Origin of the sequence: Paenibacillus tuaregi (assembly GCF_900086655.1) — a bacterium.
Lineage (GTDB): Bacteria > Bacillota > Bacilli > Paenibacillales > Paenibacillaceae > Fontibacillus > Fontibacillus tuaregi.
On the sequence record NZ_LT575476.1, the window covers coordinates 4,982,101 to 5,006,374 of the forward strand.

20 protein-coding genes are annotated in these 24,274 nt (G+C 50.8%); 6 read left to right on the forward strand and 14 right to left on the reverse strand.

Going from position 1 to position 24,274, the window contains the following annotated elements; translation table 11 throughout:
* Positions 1-33: 33 nt before the first annotated feature.
* The gene (locus tag BN6628_RS22395; protein WP_068620725.1) at positions 34-3,354 is read left to right on the forward strand and encodes an efflux RND transporter permease subunit; all 3,321 of its coding nucleotides are present in this window, start codon (positions 34-36) and stop codon (positions 3,352-3,354) included.
* A 73-nt stretch (positions 3,355-3,427) separates the two neighbouring features.
* Here BN6628_RS22395 and BN6628_RS22400 read toward each other — a convergent pair whose 3' ends face one another.
* Together BN6628_RS22400 and mobA are read right to left on the reverse strand one after the other, a co-directional pair.
* Positions 3,428-4,117, reverse strand: a complete 690-nt coding sequence (locus BN6628_RS22400; RefSeq protein WP_068620727.1) for a TorD/DmsD family molecular chaperone — start codon at positions 4,115-4,117, stop codon at positions 3,428-3,430.
* Positions 4,118-4,347: 230 nt separating this feature from the next.
* The gene (gene mobA, locus BN6628_RS22405; RefSeq protein WP_068620729.1) at positions 4,348-5,001 is read right to left on the reverse strand and encodes a molybdenum cofactor guanylyltransferase; all 654 of its coding nucleotides are present in this window, start codon (positions 4,999-5,001) and stop codon (positions 4,348-4,350) included.
* A 166-nt stretch (positions 5,002-5,167) separates the two neighbouring features.
* On the opposite strand from mobA, the gene BN6628_RS22410 reads away from it, so the two are divergent.
* Entirely contained in the window at positions 5,168-6,382 is a 1,215-nt protein-coding gene (locus tag BN6628_RS22410) for an MFS transporter (protein WP_089153573.1), read from the forward strand.
* A 180-nt stretch (positions 6,383-6,562) separates the two neighbouring features.
* The gene (locus BN6628_RS22415) at positions 6,563-7,540 is read left to right on the forward strand and encodes a LacI family DNA-binding transcriptional regulator (RefSeq protein WP_068620733.1); all 978 of its coding nucleotides are present in this window, start codon (positions 6,563-6,565) and stop codon (positions 7,538-7,540) included.
* 272 nt (positions 7,541-7,812) lie between these two features.
* Here the strand turns inward: BN6628_RS22415 and BN6628_RS22420 are convergent, their stop codons facing one another.
* Positions 7,813-8,415, reverse strand: coding sequence for a nitroreductase family protein (locus BN6628_RS22420; RefSeq protein ID WP_068620735.1), 603 nt, complete (start codon positions 8,413-8,415; stop codon positions 7,813-7,815).
* A 235-nt stretch (positions 8,416-8,650) separates the two neighbouring features.
* The gene (locus BN6628_RS22425; protein ID WP_068622554.1) at positions 8,651-10,345 is read right to left on the reverse strand and encodes a glutamine--tRNA ligase/YqeY domain fusion protein; all 1,695 of its coding nucleotides are present in this window, start codon (positions 10,343-10,345) and stop codon (positions 8,651-8,653) included.
* A gap of 186 nt (positions 10,346-10,531) precedes the next feature.
* Here BN6628_RS22425 and BN6628_RS26225 point away from each other — a divergent pair, with 186 nt between their 5' ends.
* A complete protein-coding gene (locus tag BN6628_RS26225) occupies positions 10,532-10,717 on the forward strand; it encodes a hypothetical protein (protein ID WP_148449308.1) in 186 nt (61 codons plus the stop codon).
* A 91-nt stretch (positions 10,718-10,808) separates the two neighbouring features.
* A complete protein-coding gene (locus tag BN6628_RS22430; protein ID WP_068620737.1) occupies positions 10,809-11,282 on the forward strand; it encodes a low molecular weight protein-tyrosine-phosphatase in 474 nt (157 codons plus the stop codon).
* 94 nt (positions 11,283-11,376) lie between these two features.
* Here the strand turns inward: BN6628_RS22430 and BN6628_RS22435 are convergent, their stop codons facing one another.
* From BN6628_RS22435 to BN6628_RS22455, 5 genes are all read right to left on the reverse strand, one after another.
* Positions 11,377-11,883, reverse strand: a complete 507-nt coding sequence (locus tag BN6628_RS22435) for a GNAT family N-acetyltransferase (protein ID WP_068620739.1) — start codon at positions 11,881-11,883, stop codon at positions 11,377-11,379.
* Positions 11,884-11,933: 50 nt separating this feature from the next.
* Positions 11,934-13,157 carry an MFS transporter gene (locus BN6628_RS22440; RefSeq protein ID WP_068622556.1) on the reverse strand — a complete coding sequence of 408 codons (1,224 nt, stop codon included), beginning with the start codon at positions 13,155-13,157 and terminating at the stop codon, positions 11,934-11,936.
* Between the two features lie 196 nt (positions 13,158-13,353).
* Positions 13,354-15,432 (reverse strand): molybdopterin-containing oxidoreductase family protein, encoded by a 2,079-nt coding sequence (locus BN6628_RS22445; RefSeq protein WP_082927021.1) that lies wholly within the window; start codon positions 15,430-15,432, stop codon positions 13,354-13,356.
* Positions 15,433-15,688: 256 nt separating this feature from the next.
* Positions 15,689-16,522, reverse strand: coding sequence for a formate/nitrite transporter family protein (locus tag BN6628_RS22450; RefSeq protein WP_068620744.1), 834 nt, complete (start codon positions 16,520-16,522; stop codon positions 15,689-15,691).
* Positions 16,523-17,018: 496 nt separating this feature from the next.
* Positions 17,019-18,380, reverse strand: coding sequence for an FAD-dependent oxidoreductase (locus BN6628_RS22455; RefSeq protein WP_068620746.1), 1,362 nt, complete (start codon positions 18,378-18,380; stop codon positions 17,019-17,021).
* Between the two features lie 536 nt (positions 18,381-18,916).
* Here BN6628_RS22455 and BN6628_RS22460 point away from each other — a divergent pair.
* A complete protein-coding gene (locus BN6628_RS22460) occupies positions 18,917-19,567 on the forward strand; it encodes an SDR family oxidoreductase (RefSeq protein WP_068620748.1) in 651 nt (216 codons plus the stop codon).
* A 358-nt stretch (positions 19,568-19,925) separates the two neighbouring features.
* On the opposite strand, the gene BN6628_RS22465 is transcribed toward BN6628_RS22460, so the two are convergent.
* From BN6628_RS22465 to BN6628_RS25780, 5 genes are all read right to left on the reverse strand, one after another.
* Positions 19,926-20,336, reverse strand: a complete 411-nt coding sequence (locus BN6628_RS22465; RefSeq protein WP_068620750.1) for a YjdF family protein — start codon at positions 20,334-20,336, stop codon at positions 19,926-19,928.
* Positions 20,337-20,571: 235 nt separating this feature from the next.
* Entirely contained in the window at positions 20,572-21,372 is an 801-nt protein-coding gene (locus BN6628_RS22470; protein WP_068620752.1) for a (2Fe-2S)-binding protein, read from the reverse strand.
* Positions 21,373-21,408: 36 nt separating this feature from the next.
* Positions 21,409-22,275, reverse strand: a complete 867-nt coding sequence (locus BN6628_RS22475; RefSeq protein WP_068620754.1) for an ABC transporter ATP-binding protein — start codon at positions 22,273-22,275, stop codon at positions 21,409-21,411.
* A 346-nt stretch (positions 22,276-22,621) separates the two neighbouring features.
* Entirely contained in the window at positions 22,622-22,966 is a 345-nt protein-coding gene (locus BN6628_RS22485; protein WP_068620757.1) for a DUF3243 domain-containing protein, read from the reverse strand.
* Positions 22,967-23,057: 91 nt separating this feature from the next.
* Complete coding sequence (locus BN6628_RS25780) at positions 23,058-23,951, reverse strand: M15 family metallopeptidase (RefSeq protein ID WP_082927022.1); 894 nt, start codon at positions 23,949-23,951, stop codon at positions 23,058-23,060.
* Between the last annotated feature and the right edge of the window lie 323 nt (positions 23,952-24,274).

Here is a 24,274-nt window from a genome sequence, read left to right on the forward strand (position 1 = left end):
AGAAGCATATGGAGAGGAGCACATACTTAGATTATGAAAGGAATCATTAATTTCTCACTCAGAAACAAATTTGCCGTTTGGCTGCTGACGATTATCGTCGTGGCGGCTGGACTTTACAGTGGTCTGACCATGAAGCAGGAGACCATTCCCAACATCAATGTGCCCTACTTAAATATTTCTGCAGTGTATCCGGGAGCCGCACCAGAGAATGTGGTGAATGATATCACCAAACCGCTGGAGACCGGACTTAGAAATGTTGAAGGCATTAAGACCATCACCTCCACCTCAATGGAGAATGCAGCCTCCATCACACTGGAGTTCGATTATGGCACCAATCTGGATAATGCCTCTGCGGCCGTCCGGGAGGCGCTGAACCGCGTAACTCTGCCGGATGATGCCCAGAAGCCGCAGATCACCAGATTCAGTCTGAGCTCTCTGCCGGTAATCTCACTTAGTATGAGCGCCAAATCCGGCGGCAGCCTGGAGAATCTGACCCGTACCGCCGAGTCTGACATTAAGCCGGCTCTGGAGAAGCTGGACGGGGTAGCTTCTGTACAGGTTGCCGGTCAATATGTGAAGGAAGTCCAATTGAAATTCAACCAGGACAAGCTGAAGGAGCTTGGACTTACTGAAGATACGGTAAAAGGAGTCGTACAGGCTTCCGCGGTCCGCGTGCCGCTCGGTCTGTTCGAAATGGACAAATCCCAGAAAGCCGTTGTGGTTGACGGTGCGGTAACCACGGTCCAGGATCTTAAGAATGTAGCGATCCCGCTTGTACCAGGCGGAGCGTCCGGCAAATCCGCGGGAGCCGCTGCAGGTCAGCAAGGGGCTGCCGGGACTGCCGCAGGTGGTAGTGCTAACGCTGCGGGTATGACCCAGGGCGGAGCAGGGGCTCCTGCAGGCGGCCAAGGCACGGCGTCCGGGGCTGCTGGGACTCCAGCAGGCCAGCAGGCGGGGACTGCCGCTCAAGGCACAGCTCCAGGCTCTAGCCAGGTCACTGCCGGACAAGGCGCTGCAGGCGTACCTGCCTCGATTCCTACCGTGAAGCTGTCTGATGTGGCTTCCATCCAAGTAATCGGGAAAGCGGAATCCATCTCCCGCACAAACGGGAAAGAATCTCTCGGCATCCAGATCGTTAAATCCAATGATGCCAATACGGTAGACGTCGTGAATCAAGTGAAGGACCGGGTTGAATCCCTGAAGACAGAATTCAAAGATGTTGATTTCACCGTGCTTATGGATCAAGGCAAACCTATTGAAGATTCCGTAAACACGATGCTGAGCAAGGCTGTGTTCGGAGCTTTGTTTGCAGTCATCATTATCCTGATCTTCCTGCGCAATCTCCGTTCGACCATTATTTCGATTATTTCTATTCCTCTGTCACTGCTGATTGCGGTCCTTGCCTTGCGGCAGATGGATATTACGCTAAACATGATGACCCTGGGGGCCATGACGGTGGCGATTGGCCGGGTTGTCGATGACTCGATCGTTGTCATAGAGAATATATACCGGCGTCTGTCCCTGACTGGGGAGAAGCTTAAAGGCAGCGAGCTGATCCGTGAAGCCACACGCGAAATGTTCGTACCGATCGCTTCATCCACCATCGTGACGATTGCTGTCTTCCTGCCGCTGGCATTCGTAAGCGGTATGGTTGGGGAACTGTTTATGCCGTTCGCCCTCACCATGGTCTTCTCACTGCTGGCCTCCCTGCTGGTTGCCATAACTCTGGTACCCGCACTGGCCCATACCCTGTTCAAGAACGGCCTCAAGAAGACGCACGACCATGATGAGAAGCCGGGTGGCCTGGCCCGCGGTTATCAACGGGTGCTGAACTGGTCTCTGAACCATAAATTTGTTACCTTCGGTCTGGCGGTGCTGCTGCTGGTAGGCAGTCTGTTCCTGACTAAATTCATCGGAACCAGCTTTATGCCGGAACAAAGTGAGAAGTATGCTATGGTCACCTATTCCCCAGCACCTGGGGATACCCGTGAGGATGTGGAGAAGCGCGCTCTGACCGCAGAGAAATTTATTCTCAAACAGCCGAATCTGGACAAAATGCAGTATTCCGTCGGCGGCTCCAATCCGCTTAGCCCGGGGCCTTCCAACTCAGCTCTCTTCTATGTGATTTATAAGGAAGACACGAGCAATTTTGAGGATGTGAAGAAGAAGCTGGTTGAGGATTTAAAGACCCAGGTTCCTGAAGGCACCTGGAAGGAAATGTCCGGCATGAGCGGCGGCGGTATGGGCGGAAGCAAGCTCGCTGTTCAGGTGTACGGAGACAATCTCAAGCAAATTCAGCCGGTAGCCGACCAGATTCTGAAATGGGTGAACGAGGATAAGGCCAATTTTGACAAAGGAGATTCCAGTCTCTCCAAAGCCTATGACCAGTACACTCTGGTAGCCGACCAAGAGAAGCTTAGCTCCCTCGGGCTGACTGCCGGGCAGCTCGCCATGAAGCTTAGCCCGCAGCGCGAACGTCCGGTCTTAACCGAAGTTCAGGTGGATGGCAAGGACTATAAAGTCTATATCGACGCTGACACCAAGACGTACAAGAGCTTGACCGATATTGAAAATGAGACGCTGACATCCCCGCTCGGCAAGCAGGTGGCCGTTAAGGATGTCGCCAAGGTGGAGAAAGGCATCTCACCGAACTCCATTATGCGAATTGATGGTAAGATGGTTATCCAGATCAATGCCGACATTATTTCGACCGATGTCAGCAAGGCTTCCAAACAGCTGGAGGACAAAATCAAGGCTTACAACAAGCCGGATGGGGTAACGGTTGAATTCGGCGGAGTTACCGCCCAAATTAACGATACGTTCACCCAGCTTGGTCTGGCTATGGCAGCGGCCATTGCCATCGTATATTTCGTGCTCGTTGTCACCTTTGGCGGTGGACTTGCGCCATTTGCCATCTTGTTCTCACTGCCGTTCATAGTGATTGGCGCTTTAATCGCCCTGCTTATCGGCGGCGAGACCCTGAACGTATCCTCGCTGATGGGTGCGCTCATGCTGATCGGGATCGTAGTCACCAATGCCATCGTCTTGATCGACCGGGTGATTCACAAAGAACGCGAAGGCCTCTCCACCCGCGAAGCGCTGCTGGAAGCCGGTGCGACCCGTCTTCGTCCGATTCTGATGACAGCACTGGCTACGATTGGCGCCCTGCTCCCATTGGTATTCGGTCTCGAGAACAGTGCGGGGATTATCTCACGCGGTCTCGGAATTACCGTAATCGGGGGTCTGATTAGCTCCACGCTGCTGACCCTTGTGATTGTGCCGGTGGTGTACGAATTCCTGATGAAAATCCGCAGAGGCGGAAGATCCAACAAGGCTGCAGCCCAGGCCAAATAATCAAAAGCAAAAAAGAGAGTTCCCTAATTAGGGGACTCTCTTTCTTATTGGGGGGACAGGCGAATACATGAAATTAACTAAGCTCACTTCTCCAGACACGCAGCATTTCAAGATCCTTGCTCAGGAACTCAGACAGCAGCACACCCAGGCCCTTATAAAGGGGAGTACGGGCCTCTCTTTGCAGCGCTTCAGCGAAGGCCGGCGCCCACTTCATAAGATGGGATTCCATGAACCACAGCTGCATGTCGGCAAGCTCTGTGCATTTATTTCTCACACAGCCTGCAACCAGCATCCGGTCGGCCAGTACCGACATGAACTCAAGCTCAATGGCCATGTGGTCATCCCGTTCATTGTGCAGCTTGTTGAACACCACGCCGCACTCACAATAGACGGTCCCCAGCTGAGAGGATTCCCACATCACCTGGATTCCTTCTTTCCTAGCCCGGAATCCGCCTTCTGTGAAAGGCAGCACCGCTGGACTTCCCACAAACAATCGCGTATATTCTTCCGCCTCGTCATAGCATACCTGCCGAAGCTTATCCTCTTCAATACTCTCCAGATAATCCTTCAGCATCCGGCCGCCTTCACTTGAAATCACCGGTCCCTTGAGCGCCGCTTCACGCCGGTATTGGGCAATCAGCGACAGGCGCGGTTCACGCCCCAGAAAATCAACCAGCAGCTGGTACACCCAGCCCCTTCGTTCAAGCCAGAGCAGCTGCTCCTCATTCGCAGTCACGCCATCCTCGAACACGGTCGTAATCATTTTCAGTCAGCTCCTATATAATTCCAGGTAGAGATACCGTCTCCCCCTGACCGACGACGTCTCTTCACCTTTATTATAGCCAAGTCTTTCCTGGATATGTGAGCGCATTCACATATAAAATTGACATAACCGTGAACACCTATGAGACCCATTTCTCACGAAAAATTTAGTTTCTTCGGAAGCATTTTAATGCCTTGCCTGATTCTATTCCTGTGTTAACTTATACACTTTTAATGGCGTTCAAAGTCTTCCCCCAGCCAGGATGTATAGCGGCGGCTGGCCTCTTCATAGTCACCAGGGCGGTTCATATTAAAGCTCAGCAGTTCCTCATCAGTCCCCGTACCCTCGCAGAGTAATTGGGCCGGGATATAGGCTGCTTGAAGAGATTTGGTCCACGGAACCAAGCGTAATTCCTTTTCCTGAAGCGCAGTCTCCAGGCTTGTCAGTACGGTACGCTTGTACATGGACAGCAGCGGCAGTACGCCAGATGATGTTAAGGGAATCACCGCCTCCAGTTCCTTTTCCCGGCCGTTGCTGACGCTAGAATGCCTTTCTGCCTCGTCAATGAGACGCTGACCAACAGCAGCGTTAATAAACGGCATATCACAAGCTGTAACCAGATTCCACTCAGTTCCTGAAGCGGCCAGCCCTGCATGTAGGCCGGCAAGGGGTCCAGCCAGGGAATAGACATCGGGAACTACCTCTTTATGAAGATAGCTGTACGGAGCTCCATCATTCGCCACGATAACAACTCTTGGAGCAATTTGCTCCAAAGATCGAACCAGTCTTTCAATAAGCGGAATCCCTGCCAGAGGCAGCAGTGCCTTATTCTGACCCATCCGGCTGGAGAGACCGCCGGCAATCACAATCGCTGTGACTTCCATGAATGATTCCCCTCTCTTGGTGCCATAATTAAGTAAATCCGAAAAAACATGGTTTGTATCCCTTTCCATCACATGATACATTGAACTTACCCGAATTAATTTACTTAGCGACCATTTGTCTGAGTTACCCGAGTTCAGGCTGCATGTAGATGCATGCCAGAAAGGAATGGCGCCTTTGCGTAAGCCGGCAATAACAAATGTGACCTCATTGCTTCCTTTGGAGCTGATTAATTTTTTCGTTTTTGGTGCAATGGCCATATTCTCCGCCTTTTTCCAATTATATTTACAGGAAGCGGGAATGAACAAGCTTGAGATTGGATTACTGCTTGCTTTCGGGCCGCTCGTGTCCCTTGCAGCGAATCCATTCTGGAAGTACTGCAACGACCGCCAGCAGAACACCAAATTTGTCCTTCTGCTTATGATGTCTGGACTTGTGTTAATCGCTTATTTGATATACCGTGTTGAAACGTATCAGATGCTGTACCTGGCTATGCTCCTATTCTTCTTCTTTCAGACGCCCCTCTTGTCCCAGAGCAACACGCTGACCTTATGTTATACTGAGCATGCGGGACGGAAATTCGAGTCATTCCGGACTTGGGGTTCAATCGGATGGGCATTTATAGCTGTTCTCACAGGGGCGTCTCTCGATGCGGCGGGGCCAATCAGCATGATCGTTCTATTCACGGCCATACTTTTGCTTGCGATTATATCCACCCTGCTGCTGCCGCCGCTTCACAAGGCTCCAGACACACCCTGGCTCAACTACTGGGAATTCACCCGGTCGATGCACAACAAGTATTTTATGTCCTTTGTGTTCTTATGCATGCTCGTGGCCGTGCCTAATTCCATGAACGCGCTGTTCATGCCCTTTTTCGTGACCGACCTCGGCGGATCGAAGCTCTATGTCGGACTGGCTGTGTTCATATCAACAATATTTGAAGTGGGTGTGCTCATTCTGCTTCGCAGATATATGAAGCGAAAGATCACCCATCTTATGGTCTGCCTGTTCCTCGTCAGCCTCGTGCTGTCGCTGCGCTGGCTTCTGATGACCGAAGTTACCACCCCCGTAGAGATTGTGGGGATTCAGGCTCTGCATACCGTAACCCTTGGAGGTTTCTTCTATGTCGGAATCCAGCTTACCAATCTGTTTCTGCCCCGTCCCTACCGCTCATCAGGCCAGGCTGTATTCACCCTGATGCTGGGCGGCGTCTCCGGACTGATAGCCGGAATATTCGGCGGCTGGCTGTATCAATATTTCGGAGCCATAACCATGTACAAGATCAGCATGATGATGACCTTGGCCGGCTCGCTTGGATTCGGCATCATGGGTTATCGGCTGTACAGGCACGGATATACTCCGGTAATTTTTCGAAAAGAATAACAAAACAATCCACTGTACCGTCACGCCCAAACAAGGTTACGCCGGTCTATTGTGGATTGTCTTCGCGTAGAGATGAATATCGGTCATCTCGTAACCAGTGTAAAGTATGAAACGCATTTCAGAGCAAGAGGTTATCTATGTCCTGTTGAAAAATATTCTGGCTTATACCGAGGTGATCCCATGGCTAATATTAAGGAAATCGCCAAAACAGCCGGTGTATCCGTCGCTACCGTATCCCGGGTTCTCAACAATCACCCTTACGTTAAGGACGACAAACGCAGGGCTGTGCTTGAAACGATAGAACGGCTGAACTATTCCCGTAATATCAATGCCGTTCATCTGCTGAAAGGCCGGACCCAAATCATAGGTATTGTGCTGCCCATGATCAATCATACCTATTTCGGTGTGATGATGGAGGGAATTGCCGAGGAAGCTTTGAAATCAGGCTATCAACTGATGGTCTCCCAAACCGGGTATCAACCGGAGGAAGAGCAGCGGATGCTGGACATGCTGAGGAACAAACAGATCGACGGGGTCATTATCTGCTCCCGGTCCCTAACGCTTGATCATATCGAAGCTTACGGACAATATGGTCCGATCGTGCTGTGTGAAGACACTCGAGACCGTCCATTATCCTCAGTCTTCCTGAATCATTATCTTTGCTTCCAGGAAGGCATCCGCTATCTGTGGAACAAAGGCTACAAATCTATTGGTTACTCCATCGGCCGTCTGGAGGGTCCCAGCAGCAGCCGCCGGTATGAAGCTTACTGCGATATCCATAAGGAGTTCGGCATCCCGGTGAATCCGCAGTGGATTTACGATCAATGTATGGATATTGAAGATGGAGTGCTTCTAGTGCGCAGGATGCTGGAGCAGCACGAGCGGCCAAGCGCCCTGGTCGTCACCTGTGATCAGGTTGCTGCCGGAATTCTGGTTGAGGCCGGGAGACAGGGAATCCGGGTTCCGCAGGACCTGGCCTTTATCAGCTTTGACAACCTGCCTATAGCCGAGGTTCTGGACATTACGACTATGGATAATGGAATCTACACCATGGGGGCAAGCGCCTTGCAGATCGCTGATGAGCTCATCAGCGGCCGCTCCAGCGGTCCCTTGACCAAGGAAATCTCTTTCAAATTAATAGAGCGGTCAACAGCTTGACTATTGGCCTAGGGCCATTACCGAAATCCTTGAACTAGATATCCAGTGGGGTATTTCGGAGACAAAGGCGGATGCTCCGCTTCTTCAGAATCATTCGTCCTCTCTGCTGAGATCGGTTAAGGCCAAGCTAGACTTGGGTCGTTCCGCCAACATATATCTTACTCTACACAAAAGAACATCCTGCAGCCTCCCCTGAAGCAGAATCTTCAGCAGGCGGGCACAGGATGTTCTTTTTTATAGGATCATCTATATAAAAGAAGCACGCAGGCTTCTTATTTGAACACTTTCACGCGATCTTCAAGCGGCTGGAACTGCTTCTCACCAGCAGGCGCGGCAATTTTACCGAAAGGCATTTGAGCTCTAAGTTTCCAATTCTCAGGAATTCCCCACTCTGCTGCAACAGCTTCGTCAATGATTGGGTTGTAATGCTGCAGGGAAGCTCCAAGTCCTTCTTGCTCAAGCGCGGTCCATACAACAAATTGAAGCATACCGGAGGATTGCTCTGACCAAATCGGGAAGTTATCCGCATAAGCGGCGAACTGCTGCTGCAAGCCCGCGATTACATTGGTATCCTCGAAGAAAAGAACTGTACCATGCCCTGCACGGAAAGAAGCCATTTTCTCCGCAGTCGCTTTGAAGTTTTCTTCGTTATTTACGATCTTACGCAAAATTTCCTCAGTATGATTCCACAGCTTGTCATGCTGTTCACCAAACAGCACAACCACACGTGCACTTTGGGAGTTGAATGAGGATGGCGTGTGCTTAACCGCTTCCTTCACAATTTCTTCTATTCTTTCATCAGAGACAGGGGATTCTTTACTGAGCGCATAAATACTACGTCTGTTTTTCACCGCATCAAAAAAAGCATTCGACATTTTTAACAACCTACCTTCTTTTGGTTAGTTATTTACTTTTAAATTGTAACATACATTTTTAACGAATGGCAATTCATTTTTTCCAAAAATCTCCGAAGTTTAATTCATCAATAGGGCCTAATCTAGATTTACCCGATTTATCCGATTCTATGCCATCATTCCATCCATTATTTCGTCTCATACCACAGCCAAGAGCACATCCCACCTTAGTGAAATGTGCTCTTGAGGTTGAATCCTATTCAGCTTTCTTAGGGAGTTGGAATGAGCTTTTAAGGGATACAATCAGGTTAAACACCGGCGCACCTGGTTTGGAATGCTTGCTGTCCACGTTGAAGTATCCGTGGCGGAAGAACTGGAACTTGTCCTGCGGCTTCGCTTCCGCTAGCCCGGGCTCCACAAATCCCTGCACTACCGTCAGCGAGTTCGGATTGATTTGATCAAGGAAGGTCTTCTCTTCCGGGGCCTCCCCGTTCTCTGTCTCCTCTTGCTCCGCATCCAGGATAAGAGATTCATAAAGACGGAATTCGGCCGGCACTGCATGCTTGGCATCTACCCAATGGATGGTTCCTTTCACTTTACGTCCGGTGAATCCGCTGCCGCTCTTGGTCTCCGGATCATAGGTGCAATGAATCTCCACCACATTACCCGCTTCATCCTTGATCACATCATTGCACTTGATGAAATAAGCATGCTTCAGACGGACTTCATTGCCGGGGAACAATCGGAAATATTTGCTCGGCGGGTTCTCCATGAAGTCGTCCTGCTCGATATACAGCTCCCGGGAAAAAGGAATCTGACGATTGCCCATCTCCGGATTCTCCGTATTGTTCTCTGCTTCAAGCATTTCCGTTTGATCTTCTGGATAGTTGGTGATCACAACCTTCAGAGGATGCAGCACTGCCATCGAGCGGGGTGCTTTAAGCTTCAGGTCCTCCCGGATAAAGTGATCAAGCATAGCTGTGTCGACCAGACCTTGAGTCTTGGAAATTCCCGCTTCATAAACAAAGCTCTTGATAGCGTCCGGGGTGTATCCTCTCCGGCGCAGACCCGATATGGTCGGCAGACGCGGATCGTCCCAGCCATCCACAATGCCTTCATCCACAAGCATTTTGAGCTTCCGCTTGCTCGTTACCGCTCCTGCCAGATTAAGCCGCCCGAACTCATACTGATGCGGCGTGTGAGGCATCTCTGTCTCCGCAATCACCCAGTCGTAGAACGGCCGCTGATCCTCGAACTCGATCGTACACAGGGAATGGGTAACCCCTTCAATCGCGTCCTCAAGTGGATGGGCATAAGCGTACATCGGATAGATGCACCAAGTGTCACCTGTGTTATGGTGAGTGGCATGGGCAATTCTGTAGATGACCGGATCACGCAGATTAATGTTCGGGGAGGCCATGTCAATCTTGGCGCGGAGCACCTTCTCCCCGTTCTTAAATTCACCTGCCCGCATGCGGGTGAAGAGATCAAGATTCTCCTCTACCGTACGGTTGCGGTAAGGGCTGTCTGTACCAGGTTCTGTAAGTGTACCCCGTCTCTCGCGAATCTCGTCTGCACTAAGGTCATCCACATAGGCTTTGCCCTTCTTAATCAGAAGGACCGCACGCTCGTACATTTCTTCGAAATAATCCGACGCGAAACGGAGCTCCTCCCAGTCAAAACCGAGCCACTTCACATCTTCCTTGATGGAATTGACGTATTCGACATCTTCCTTAGCCGGATTCGTATCGTCAAAGCGGAGATTTGTCCGTCCGCCGAACTCGTCTGCCAGGGTGAAGTTAATCCAGATCGCTTTCGCATGTCCGATATGCAGGTAGCCATTCGGCTCTGGAGGAAAGCGGGTCACCACTTCTTTTACCTTTCCGCTTTCCAAATCTTCGGTGATAATGTTCTTTATAAAATTCGGAGGTGTGCTCGCATTGTGGGACACAGTATCTCCACCTTTCCGTCTGGGTTCATCTCTGTCTAAAGCCTTGATACTCATTAGGTTCCCCATTTTTTTCTTCTTATAAATATACCGATAAGTTCACAATAGATCAATGCTTAAACACCCCCTTATAGGCAAAAGAAGGCATCCGCATTCTTCACGGATACCTTCGTGGAGGAGATTTGCGACATGGACATCGCAAGCCATGCCCACTGTCGCTGCTTCGTGCATTCTCTTCATCCCGGAGCAGCAGAGGCCGCTGCAGGGAAACCTGTAGCAGCAGTTGATTTCTCCACTTCCTCTGATTGCTTTAACAGTTACCCTCCCGGACTTTCTCATGAGCAGAAAATGCCGCATCACTATGTTCCACATTAAATTAGAACTCTGGTATAGTGTTGTGTATACCGCCCGTGGGTGATATCCCGTGCGAATAGATTGATTACTTTAGACAAAGAGGATGGGAAATATGATTAAGGTTCTTTTCGTGTGCCTCGGTAATATTTGCAGATCCCCCATGGCAGAAGCCATGTTCAGGGATCTGGTCAAGAAGGAAGGCTTGGAGGCGAAGTTTGAGATTGATAGTGCTGCAACAGGAGATTGGCACATTGGCAAGCCACCGCATAAAGGCACCTTGAGTATTCTGGACAAGTACCGGATTAGCTCCGATGGGCTCCTGGGCAGACAAATAACAAGCGGGGATATAGAGTCCTTCGACTACATCATCGGGATGGATGAGAGCAACATCAGCAATATTCTGGCTGTCTCAGGCGGCCAAGGGGCCGAGAAGACGTTCCGTCTGCTGGACTTCAGAGAAGATCTGGCCAAGAAGGATGTTCCGGACCCTTATTACACCGGAGACTTCGAGGAAACCTATGACCTGCTGAGCAAGGGGCTTGCATCTCTGCTCGAACATATCAAAAAGCAGCACAATCTCGGCTGAACCACCAACAAACGAATATAACGACTACAACAAAGGGACACCCCCTGAGGCCAATTATGACCTGCTGGGATGTCCCTTATTTCCAGTTCCGCGTTCACTGCTTGTCCCCTTGAACCGGAAGCCAGAGCAAAATATCGTCCACATAACGCCCGTCTAAATAAAACTCTTCCACCAGTCTCCCTTGTTCTATAAACCCGCAGCTCCGGTAGAACTCCAGCGCGTTCTCATTGGTTGCCAAAACCCGCAGACAAAGCTTGCGCTTGCCCTGCTCCGCTGCATATCTCTTCATCCCCTCCATCAGTGCCCGGCCAACCCCGAGCCGTTGGTAGGAAGGATGAACCGCGATGTTAATTTCGTACACATGCCGGTTACTCTCCAAAGGTGTCGGGCAGGAGAAGCCCAGGTATCCGCATATGGCATCTCCCATCACTGCAACAAGCTGTGATCCTGGCGGATTATTCTGAAGGAAATCCTCCCTGGACACAGGATGAATGACCGCTGGCGTTGTCTTAGGATTCCATACCAGCTTGTCGATTTCAATCAGCTGGGCCGCATCACGCAGTTCAGAGATACGGACCACCGTTTGCTTTAAACTCATCATAATGTGCCTCCACTTTAGACTGACATTGGTATAATTGTGCCTTTTGCCACCTAGAACCCAGGCCGGATATCCCCGCGCCTCTCTTCCCGGTTAAGTGCGGCATGAACAGCGAAGGAACCTACCGAAAGTGCGGCTATGATCACAGACAGCCAGGCGACCGGGCCAAGCCCTCCTTCATCGTAAAGCACCCCCATAGCGTATGGGCCGATGACCCTGCCAGCCACGCCCATTCCACCTACCAAGCCTAGATAGAAGGGTGCTGCCTTTCCGGTATGATCCGAGATGAAGGCCGGAATAGCCGGGGAGATGAGCATTTCACCAAAGGTGGTCAGCACCATGGCCAGCACCAGTACTGGATAAGTCTGAAGGCTGAGAATGCTGGCATAACCCAGCATGTAAAAGACGGCGCTTGCCGTCATCTGGGCCTGCGGTGTGCCGGCTAGTGTCTTTTTCAGCCAACTTATGAACGGTTGACCCGCGAAGATTAGAATGCCGTTAAGGGTCCATAGAATACTGTAATTCCATTCTGGCATTCCCTTGGAAATCGTAAACGGGGCAACTCCATTGTTCCAGATGCTGTTTCCAAGCCATATGAACAGGGAGCCCATGCCCATGAAAAAGTACACGGAATAGCGCCGGATCAGGTCTCCCGTCCCTTGATCCGTGTGGGAAGTGCTGCGTTTCTCCAGATGAAGCCCGCCCGGCGCCTTCTGAATCTTACTTAAATAAGCATAGAAGAATCCGGCAAAAACAAGCGAAGTCAGCCCATTCATAACAAAGCTCAGATTATAGGAGATTTGTGCCAGCACCCCGCTCAGCGATGTGCCCAGGGCAACACCAATATTGTTGGCCACATAGATAATGTTGAATAGCTCTCCCCGCCGGTCCGCAAACCTGAAGCCGACAAAGGCCTGAATCGCTGGCATAGACAGCGCGTTGCAGAAACCAACCATGAGCATTAGAAACATGAACAAGGTAAAGTTCTGGCTTGTGAACGGCAGAAGAACCAATGCCGCCGCATTCAGCACAAGAGAACCCACGATTAGCTGTTTAACCCCGACCCGGTAATACAGTGCTCCACCAAATACCTGCCCGGCAATTCCTCCCAAGGACTGCACCAGGATTACCAGCCCTGCGTCCGTCATGCTCCTTCCAAGCTCTTTGAAAATATACATCGTAATCAAAGGCCACATAAGCGCACTTCCAGCGGCGTTCACCAGACTCGCCAAGAGGAAGACTTTCACTTCCTTCGGGTAATTCTGTAACCATCTCATCATGTCTGCTGCCCCTATCTTCCCGGTTATTCATATAAAAAAAGCCCCGAAGGGCCCTAGCTTAAGCTTAGTTTAAAAGTGCGCATGAAATCAGCTGCCTCATTCTTCGCCCAGAATACCAGTATCCCCTATATTCCGCTGGCTTGGCAAGCAGGGCGATTGCCGCTTTAATGAGGTGATCCAAACATCTAGAAGATCAGTCTTGGCTGCGTCTTACCTCCACGACCGTCGAGAAGAAGGTGGCCCCGCCCCCCATATCGGCAAGTCTGTCCGGTGTAAGGGCATTGGCCCGCTGGCGCCCGCCCTCGGCCTCCCACCATAAGCCTTGACTGACTACCGTACCCGGAAGCATCCGGTCCGTAACGACAGCCCGGACAATGTAGCTGCCGCGGTCATTCCATACAGTTACCTTATCTCCATCCTCAATCCCCCGGGACTGGGCATCCACAGGATGGATTTGCAGGGAAGGACCCTTCTCCAGGGCAGCCAGCTTCTGCACGTTCCCAAAAGACGAATTCAGGAAGCTGTGGTTCGGAGGAGAAATAAACATAAGCGGATATGCCGCTGTGTCCCCAGGTCTGTTCAACCCGTCATAACCCTCATGCAGAGGCACATAAGTTGGAAGCGGCGGGAGACCTGCCTCGGCAAGCCTGCCCGAATACAGTTCAATCCTGCCAGATGGAGTGCTTAGGCGCTCCAAATAATGCTCCCTCTCTTCCATATTCAGCTGGACAAACCGCTTGTCCTGGAGGGCTTCATATGTAACTCCCTTAAGGTATGGGTTGCTGCCGAAATCCAGAGCGGCCCGGATCATATCCTCCTCGGTCTCGCGGAACGCCTCCTCTTCAAAGCCCATCGCTTCCGCGAGCAGCCGGAAGGTCTCCACATTGCTCTTGCTCTCGCCCACGGCCGGGATCACCGGCTCTTGGAGCTGCACATACGTATGCCAATAAGAAGTATACAAATCTGTATTCTCAAAAGACGACGTTGCCGGCAGCACGATATCGGCATATTTTGCCGTATCCGTCATGAACAGGTCATGTACCACCGTAAATAAATCCTCCCGCATCAGACCCTGCTCCACCTTCCCGGTCTCGGGTGCCACCACGGCTGGGTTAGAGCAGTAGACGAACAATGCATGAATCGGCGGGTCCAGACGAAGCAGCACATCCCCAAGCTGGTTCATGCTTACGGTTCTCGCATCCGGATTTGGCCGCAAATCCGGTCTCTCCAGCGCAGCACTGTTCACCTTGCCATAAGGGCCATTTGTCTTGAACGCGCCGCTTCCCTTAACAAGCCAGCCCCCGGTTAAAGCAGGAAGACAAGTGATGGTTCGGACGGTCATGCCGCCGTTATCATGATGCTGAAGCCCGTTCCCGATGTGGATATAAGCCCGGGGAGTCTGCCCATACATTAAGGCAAGCTTCACAATATCCTCCTCGGGCACACCGGTAATCGACGATACCAGCTTTGGAGTATATTCCTTTACGTGCTCACGAAGCTGCTCGTGACCCAGCGTGTATTTCATCATGAACTCTTCATTCACAAGACCGCGGTCAAACAATACATGCATCATGCCTAGCGCAAGCGCCGCATCGGTTCCCGGATACAGCGGAAGGAACCAGTCGGCGCAGTCCCCTGTACGGTTCTTGTGGACATCGATGACCACGAGCTTCGCCCCGCGCTTGCGGGCCTTCTCGATAATCGGCACCATATGCATGTTCGTGCTGACGATATTCCCGCCCCATACGATGAACAGATCAGCCTCAGCCGCATCCTCTGGAACGGTTCCTCCACCAAAGCCCATGGTGAACTTGAATCCGGTGTTTCCCGCCGCGTTGCAGATTCCCTGCTGCAGCTGGGCTGCACCAAGCCGGTTGAAGAATCGGCGGTCCATACCGTCAACGCTTAGAATCCCCATGTTGCCATAGAAGCTGTAAGGCAAGATAGACTCCGACCCATGGTCCGCAATAAGCTGCTTATACCTGGCAGCTATCTCGCTGACAGCCTCCTCCCAGCTAATCCGCTTAAATTTGCCCTCGCCCTTGGCTCCAACCCGCTTCAAGGGATACAGAACCCGCTCAGGATGATAAATCCTCTCCGTCATATTCCGCACCTTATTACAAATAGCCCCTTGAGTAATTGGATGCTCGGGGTTTCCGGTTACTTTGACAATCCGTCCGTCCTCTTTATGTAACAATAACCCGCAGGTGTCCGGGCAATCCAGCGGACACACAGCGGGGAATATTCCATTCTTCTGTTCGATCAAGCTCATCTCTCCCCTATTGCAACTTGGTCCATTCTATCATATAAGGAGAGACGGCAGACTGCAAAAAAAATAATAAGCAGCCCGTTTCAACCCGGGCTGCGAGAGGTAATGATACTTAAGTGCATCTGTTCTTGATCAGATCTCTCTGTTTCAAGAACACTCCTGAATTCAGCATAAAGCAAGGTTACTCCCCCTAACCCCGCTGTATGCTGAATTTTTTTGTGTCCCGCTCACCCAGTTCAACCAGCTTACTTTAGGCCGGTCACACGGCACTCTTGTGCAGAACCTCCCCGGTGACACCCTCCTGTTTGGCAGGAGCCGCCTCGCCGGGTTTGCGCAGATAGGCCATATAGTAAGCGCCAGCCACAAAAACTACGCCGCCAACCAGATTACCAAGCCATACAGGTACAAAATTGCCGAAGTATTGCGCCCAGCTATAATGGCCTGCGAAGATGGCAGCCGGAATCAGGAACATGTTCGCCACGATGTGCTGAAAACCAATTGCTACAAAGCTCATGGTTGGGAACCAAATACCGATTATTTTGCCGCTCATATTGTCTGCCCCGTAACACATCCATACCGCAATAGCGACCAGCCAGTTGCATCCGATGCCGGACACAAAAGCTTGAACAAAGCTTGCATCCAGTTTATGTCCTGCCATTTCCACCGTCTTAGCCAGGTATGGCCCGCTCTCTGTCAGTCCAGCCACATGTCCGAAGAAATACGCCACGAACAAGGCTCCTATGAAATTGCTGATTGTAATTACAGCGATATTCACCACCCACTGCCGGGGTGTGATTCGTCTGGCCATTCCCGCCAGAGATACCGCCATCATGTTCCCAGTCACCAGTTCACCACCCGCGAGCAGCACGAGAATCAAGCCAACAGGGAACACCGAAGCGCCGATGAAGTTCGCAAAGCTGCCCCATTCCTTGGGCATGCTGGCAATAACCCGAATATCGAGCAGGAATCCAATTGCGATGAAGGCTCCCGCCAGGAACCCGAGGATAATCATCGTAAGCAGAGGATTGTTTGCTTTGTGTGTACCATTCTGAACCGTAACTGCCGCAATTTGATCAGGTTTATTGTAAGCCATATTGATCAGCCTCCTTATCCTTATGTGAGTTTTCTCTCTAAATCTATTGTAGGGTGTGGGTCTCCCGGCTAAATGTAATGTAAATCACATTTAGTGAAATTTTTCACATAAGTTCTTGGAATAGAAATAAGACCGTCCCATATTAAGGAACGGTTTGATATAATAGGCTTGTACAACACACCTTGAGTGGGTGCCTCTTCCTCCAGAAGGGAGGTGAGGCGTATGAACTTCTCTTTTGCGGATGTTATCGGATTTGCTGCATTTGTTATTGCGCTGCTGACATACATCGAACGAAAAAAGAAGTGACCTGCTCTAGGTCGGCAAACCGTGCAGGTCACTTCTTCTGTGTAACTTTTTAAGCGGAGGAGTATCCTCACTCAAGCTGTTGTACAGGGGATCGGCGGCCACCGGTCCCTTATTTCGTTCTATTTGACACTTGTTATTATACCCATAATACTACATGACACTAGTATTGACAATTCAGATACAGTGCTGATTACACATGTGCAGGCTGTCTCGACGGTACAGGCGGCAGCGCTTGAAGACCTGCGGTGTTTAGGAAATTCCACGGCTTGTTGTAATGAGGCTGGAAGAAGAAATCGATAAACGCCAGCTCCTCCATCTTCATATGATTCTGAATGCAGACCGAAATGGTATTGATCGACTGGGTCAAATCCGCTTTAGACATGAGCTGGGCACCCAGTATGCGGCGGGTCTCCTTCTCATAAACCACCTTCAGCTTCACCGGCTCGTGGGTTGGCATAAACTCAGGGCGATAGTTCTCATTGATTACCACGGCCTCTACATCAAGTCCAGCTTCCTTGGCGGCAATTTCAGTCAACCCGGTTCCAGCGATGTTATCCTCATAGATTTTGATGCCTGAGGTTCCTTGGGTTCCCATATATTTAACGGTTGGCTCAACCAGGTTGCGGGCAACGAGGGTACCCATGCGTACGGCATTGGTTGCCAGAGGAATGTAGGCATGCTGTCCTGTCGGATTGTAGAATACCGCACAGCTGTCGCCGGCCGCGTAGACATTGTCCTTGCTGGTCCGCATGTACTCATCCACAATGATCGCACCGTTCTCCAGCATATCCACTTGATCTTTAAGCAGATCAGTATTCGGACGGAAGCCGATGCATAGGATAACCAAATCAGCGTCATACTCACCCTTGGTCGTAACAACCCGGCTTACATTGCCATTTTCCCCTTCGAACCGGGTTACCTTCTCACTCAAAGCCAACCGGATACCGTGATCCTGAAGATTCTTCTCAGTAGCATCCGTGAACTCAGGATCAAGGTACTTGCTGAGGATGCGGTCTTCCGCATCGATCAGTGTAACCTGCTTCCCGTTCAGCTGGAACGCTTCAACAAGCTCCACCCCGATATACCCTGCTCCGACAACTACAATATTACGGGCTTTCTCAGCTTTCTCAATGATTGCGTTGGAATGGTTCCAGTTCTTCGAGAGAACAATGTTGTTCAGCTCCCCGCCCTCAAACTTAGGAACGATCGGCCATGAACCTGTAGTCATAATAAGCTTATCATATGTGTCTTCAAATTCCTCTCCGGTGCGGAGATTGCGTGCTACAAGCTTACCATTCTCTGTATCCACACTCACTACTTCATGCAGCATCTTGGTATGGACCCCAAGTTCAGCAAGCTGTTGTGGCGACGAGTAAAACAGGCCTTGAGGATCTTTAACCATGCCTCCAACATATAAGGCAATGCCGCAAGACAAGAACGAAATATTATCATTGCGCTCGTACACCGTAATTTCAGCCTCTGGGTACAACTTGGCAGTGTTAACAATAGCAGCGGTTCCTGCATGGGTACATCCAATAACTACAACTTTCATGATTTCTTCCTCCTCCATTTGTCTCCATTTATTTATAATCTAGAAAGCCAATTCTCCAACCTTGTGAAAACAATCACTTTTGATTCAATACTGTTTGTGAATTAAATCACCTTATGACGCTATTATAGTGTGATTTTTTTCACATTACAATAGGTTGTGTGCATTTTCTCACAATGTTCACAATTATGATGCATTGGCTTTTTTAAAAAAATCTTCACTTTGCAGCTATAAACCCTGTTCTCGCAGGTACTTGCAGTCCTCTTATGTGCAGTTCTCCGACTCGCCCGGTTGTAAAAAAAGTCACTGCAGCACCTGAAACACCCCTGATCATACCGGGCTTCTATATAGGCACTTCTAGTACGGAATAAAACCAGCTCGATGCGATGTACTTGTATCATCCCCGGCCCGCCGCTGCTCTATGCCTGGCTGAATTTCTTTTAAAAGGAGGATTATACGGGTAATGGATTGCATACACCATACAGGGAGATACTGATATCAATCTGGGCGCGTGAATCTCATTAATAGGAGGACGGGGCATGAAGAACAGCACTATTTTTGTTGCCGGAGCGCACGGGGGAACCGGGCGGCGGATCGTGCGTGAGCTTGTACAGGCTGGATACAAGGTGCATGGACTGGTGAGGAGTGAGGAACAGGCAGCTGCGATTGAGGAATTGGGAGCCGTTCCTTTTATCGGGGATTTGAACGGGGTGTTCTCGGAGGGCATGAAAGGCGTGGATGCCGTAATATGTGCGGTCGGAGCAGGTGCATCAGGCAATCCTGAAGAGGTTGATCATCTAGGCACGGTCCGGCTAATTGAGCAATCCATGTTGGATGGAATTGAACGGTTCATTCTGATCAGCTCTCTTGGGACGCTCGCTCCCCACAAAATGCCAAGTCTGCTGAAGCCTTACCTTATGGCTAAACGACGGGCGGAGCGGGTGCTGGAGGAAAGCAAGCTGAACCATACGATTATCCGGCCAGGCGGCCTTACTAATGATCCGCCTACAGGGCGGGTGACCGCAGCCGTCGGGTTTTCCGGATCAGGCCGAATCTCCCGTGATGATGTCGCTAAAGCGGCTGTGCTTGCTCTGGCACTCCCCCAGACAGAGCGGTGTGAATTCGAGCTTGTAGAGGGCGAGACCCCTCTGGAGGAGGCGCTTCAGTCTCTCCGCACAGCTGCTAAATAACAAAAACAAGCCGATCTTCCCTGGGAAGACGGCTTGTTTTGTACATAAAGCCTTATCGCAATATTCTAGAACAACTATGGATTACTAGAAATTCGGCCGTGTAAGCTAGTCTTTAAGGCCGCTGTTCCCCCGGACTATCCCAATCTATAAGATTGAAGTCCGGTCACAAAGGCGAACAGAACACCTCGCCTCTCCAGAATTATTTCAGCTTTTGACTATTGGTAATTCTCAAGTTCAACTTATGGAGTGGAATAGATAGCTGCTGCTGCTCGGCTTAGGATTGAATCCAATGATCCCGAAACCACAAATGCCTGCTTCAACGCATCCCACCGATCGGCCTGCATGCACAGGGGGCCCATTAATGGCCCCTGTGCTTGTCTTTAGCCTTTTGCCTGGCGATTTCACGTTTCCGTTCTTTCAGCTCCTCACGCTCCGCCTTGCTGGCGATACGCCGGGTCCGCTTCCGTTCTTCCATCTGAAGCTTAATGGCCTGCTCAGCATAGGTACACACGCCATGAGACCTGCTCTCGCGAGCCGCCATTCTCTGCATCCGCTTGGGGTTCACTTTCCCCGGTATGGAGTCCTTGCCCTTCACTTCGGCTGTCATCGAGTCCATCAGCGCGGCAAGCTGCCCGGTTATAAACTCAAGCACTTCAGCATCGGCCGGCTCGGAGCCGAATATATACCTGGCTGCCTTTACCCTGCCTTTGTCTTCTTCCTGAATCACACCGACCCAATACGGACTTTCATAATACACAGTTAACTTCATACTCACTACCCCCTCTAAGATACGAAAGCGATGGACATCCCGAGGGGGGGAAGGTTACTGATCCATTACGGACAGAATACGGATGACTCGATCTAATCCGCAGGACGCCCGGACTACCAACCGGGCTGTGTTTTTACGCTCTCACCCCCCATGATAAAACAAAGAGTCAACACGTGCAATTGATAACGCAGCACAAAAAAGACCGTTACAGCACGACAGGCGCTGTAACGATCTTCTATTTCGATGCGGAAGCAGCCAGGATGGCGGCTGCCTTCTCCTCCCGCTGCTGCCGGGTTAGCTTTGGGCAGGAATAACAATAACCACTGCCCGAATCTGTCCGGTACGCCAGACAGCAGGTCGGCTTCATCGTCATCTGCCCGCCAGGATGGTAAGGGTCATCGATCATTTTCTTCTTTATCCGGTAAGGGTTAAGGCTAAGTCCAAACACAGAGGGCTGAAGCTCCCCTGTCAAACGTTCATATTCTTCCTGGAGCCGAACGCGATCCGGCTCCTGTTCCAATCTGCCACTGATCAGGTTGACATAGTAAGACACTCCCAATGGCAGCTGTCCCCAAATTTGGGCTGCGGGCAGGCCCGAGACACGCGCAAGCACCTTGGCAAGCGGCCTTAGAGTCTCGCTGTAAAACCGGGCGATCATATCCTCTCTAAAGCGCTCATGCGGCAGCGGGTCAGGCCAAGGCTGCTCAGCAGGCTCGCTCAGCTTAAACATGATGGCCGGATACCCATTCTTCCGGCACAGCAGCAACTCCATATTGGACAAGGAGAAGTCCAGCCAGGTATCCGACAGTGTGACGATATACTGCTGCAAGGCACACAGCGCTCGCCACGAGGAGATGAAGTAGGTGGTGGCCACCTGAAGATCATGCCCGGTGATCTCCTTCTGAAATTCCCGCAGGAAAGATACAGCCATGTCGTCCTCTAGAAAAGCGGAGGCGGATACACGCGTGATAACACCGTCCGGCTCCCCGCCCACAATATGAACATACTGCTCAAGCCAATCAGCATCAAGCTTCACGTCACTCCATCCTCTCTTCAACAAGGAATACGGCTTCTATCTGGAAGATGCGGCAAGCATCATCTTCTCAGGCTGAGCCGCCACCTTCTGATTCATGCGGCGGTTATCCGCTGAAGAACGGGAAGCCAGATCATACGGAAGACAGAGCGGAACACCGCTGCGAGGATCGGTAACAATATCCGCTTCGATACCGAATACCTCACGCAGCACATCCTGAGTAACCACTTCCTCCGGAGAGCCTGCCGCCACAGCACGACCCTGCTTAATGGCAATGACATGGTGGGCATAACGCGCTGCATGGTTGAGATCATGGACCACCATGACAATCGTCCGGTTCGCTTCTGCATTCAAATGCTCAAGCAGATGCAGCACTTCCAGTTGATGAGCCATATCCAGGAAGGTCGTTGGCTCGTCGAGGAATAGGATATCAGTCTCCTGTGCCAGTGCCATAGCAATCCACGCCCGCTGACGTTGTCCGCCGGACAGCTGCTCAATCGCCCGGTCAGCAAATTGGCCCATACCTGTTGCTTCAATGGCCCATTCAATGACCCTCTTGTCCTCGTTTCTAAGGCTTCCGAACCCCTTCTGATAAGGAAAGCGGCCGTAAGAAACCAGCTCATAAACTGTCAGTCCATCAGGTGCAGTCGGGTTCTGTGGCAGAATGGCCAGCTGTTTGGCCACTTCACGGGTGGATTGTTTATGAATGGATTTACCATTCAGAATTACGCTGCCACCCTTGGGCTGCATGATCCGGGCCATCGTCTTAAGAATCGTTGATTTACCTGATCCGTTGGCTCCAACCAGAGCCGTGATCTGCCCATCAGGGATCGCAATGTTCAAATCCTCTACAATTAAGCGGTCCTCATAAGCGATATTTAGATGTGAGGTCTGAAGTGATACCATAGTCAATCTCCCTCTCCAAGTTATGACTTATTCTATTAACATTCATTGATAATCATTATCATTATATCCTTAAAGATACTGATAATCATTATCAGTGTCAATTGTTTTTTCATCTGATCTTCATTTTATGTGTATCCGTATAAGGGACAGTACTTGAAATATCGTTGGAGGTTTTGATAAACCGAGGCAATAACTGAGTATGTGAAATGCCCAGCTTGCATGTAATGATGGCGTTGAAGGAGATTAAGACATTGTAATTATGACCCGCAAAGGCCTCATCTCTGCCCATAAAAAAACGGCCCTTCCTTTACAGGAAAGACCGCCTTTATGCTTATCCAATTCAGTTTTAATCGGTGGCCTGCGCCAGACGAACAAGCATATGCGCCAGCTTGTGGCGCTGGTCTTGGTCGCCTACCTTCCACAACTCCTGAAGAAGCTTCTCTTCACGGTTGCGGGGCTCTTCATGCTCAGCCAGGTATCCGGCAATCTTCTCAGCTGTCTTCGCCATGGTCTCTTCACTCAAGCCAATGTTCTCCGCCATTTCAATCTTGTTCGAGAGATATTTCTTAAAAGATTGGAAGTTGCTTAAAATCTCATCCCTTTGCTCTCCATCAATACGGTTCAACGCATCATCGACCTTATTCAGCTCAAGTTCGCCTTCCTTGTTAATTACATGATCTTGTTCAGACATGATGGTGCCTCCTTTGGCTGATTGAATGATTGAAGTTCAAGTGTACATACCTCATAACCCCCGCACTTGATGGATGAATCATTTTCTTAAACTAAGGTTTCCCCGTAACCTCCACCGCATTGTAATACTCCTCCAGCGTAATTCCCTTGCTGGTTATTTCGTCGGCAATCTCCTTGCCTACATAGCGAATATGCCAAGGCTCATATTTATACCCTGTAATGGACTCTTTGCCTTCAGGGTATCGGATGATAAAGCCGTACTCATGAGCATACTTCTTGAGCCAATCAGCTTCTAGGGTTCCTCCGAAGCAGGACTCCGCCGCACACTTGCCATCACTGCCCGCTACATCGATCGCAAGGCCGGTCTGGTGTTCGCTGTATCCGGGAACAGCACTGTAAGTTTTGGCTTTCTCCAGCCCGTCCTTCTTGACATAGCGGTTGAATAGAGCCGTTTGGGTCTTCTTGGACCGGTAAGCGGACACTCCCGCCAGGTAGATACCATCCTTTTTGGCCCCGTCAAACATCTTCTCAAGGGCCTCTGCAGCCTCTTTACGCATCTTCCGTTTGTCAATCTTCTCGCTGAAGGTAAACGGAACGTTAGGATATACGAGATCCTTCGGTTCATAGCCGTCCGGCAGACCGAACTGCTTGTTCACCAGAACAGCCTCGCTCTCTGGATCAGCCGAGGCTTCTTGGGCGGTTTTGCCTTTCTCCCCAGTCTTGCCTGTGTCTCCTGACTGCTCCTTAGTTGTTCCCGATTCCTTGTCTGAAGATTCAGGGGTAGCCACTCCCGGCTCTGTAATCTGACCTTTGGTTGAGTCCTCCTGTCCGGCGGAAGTATTTCCACTTGTCTGAACAGCGTTATCTTTGGTTCCGCAAGCTGTGAACATAGACACCGCAATGAGCAGCACAGCGGACACCGCTGTAATTCTCGCCCAAGGGCGCTTGGCTGCCTGCAGCTGTAATGATTCCTTGTTATTCTTCATCAGTTCCTGGCTCCTCCTCGTGACCTGTCCCATGTCTGTATTTCATATAAATAATAGACTATGATAACGTTCAAAAAGTTACAGAAAGGCTCCGGCATTGTAACCGCCGGAGCTGCTGTAACCTGAATGGGGCGTGTTCTGGTGCTTCTAGACCCACGCCCCTTAAAGCTGTATTATAACCGGCCCGGAAGATACCCAGGGCCGGCTTTCAAGCGGCAGGCGGCTCTATGCTCCCGCCTACCGCTTGCCGCCCCGGCGGCTGCGGTCACGGCTGCCGCCTGAACCGCCGCGGCCGCTCTGGCCCTGCGAGCGGCCTGAACCCC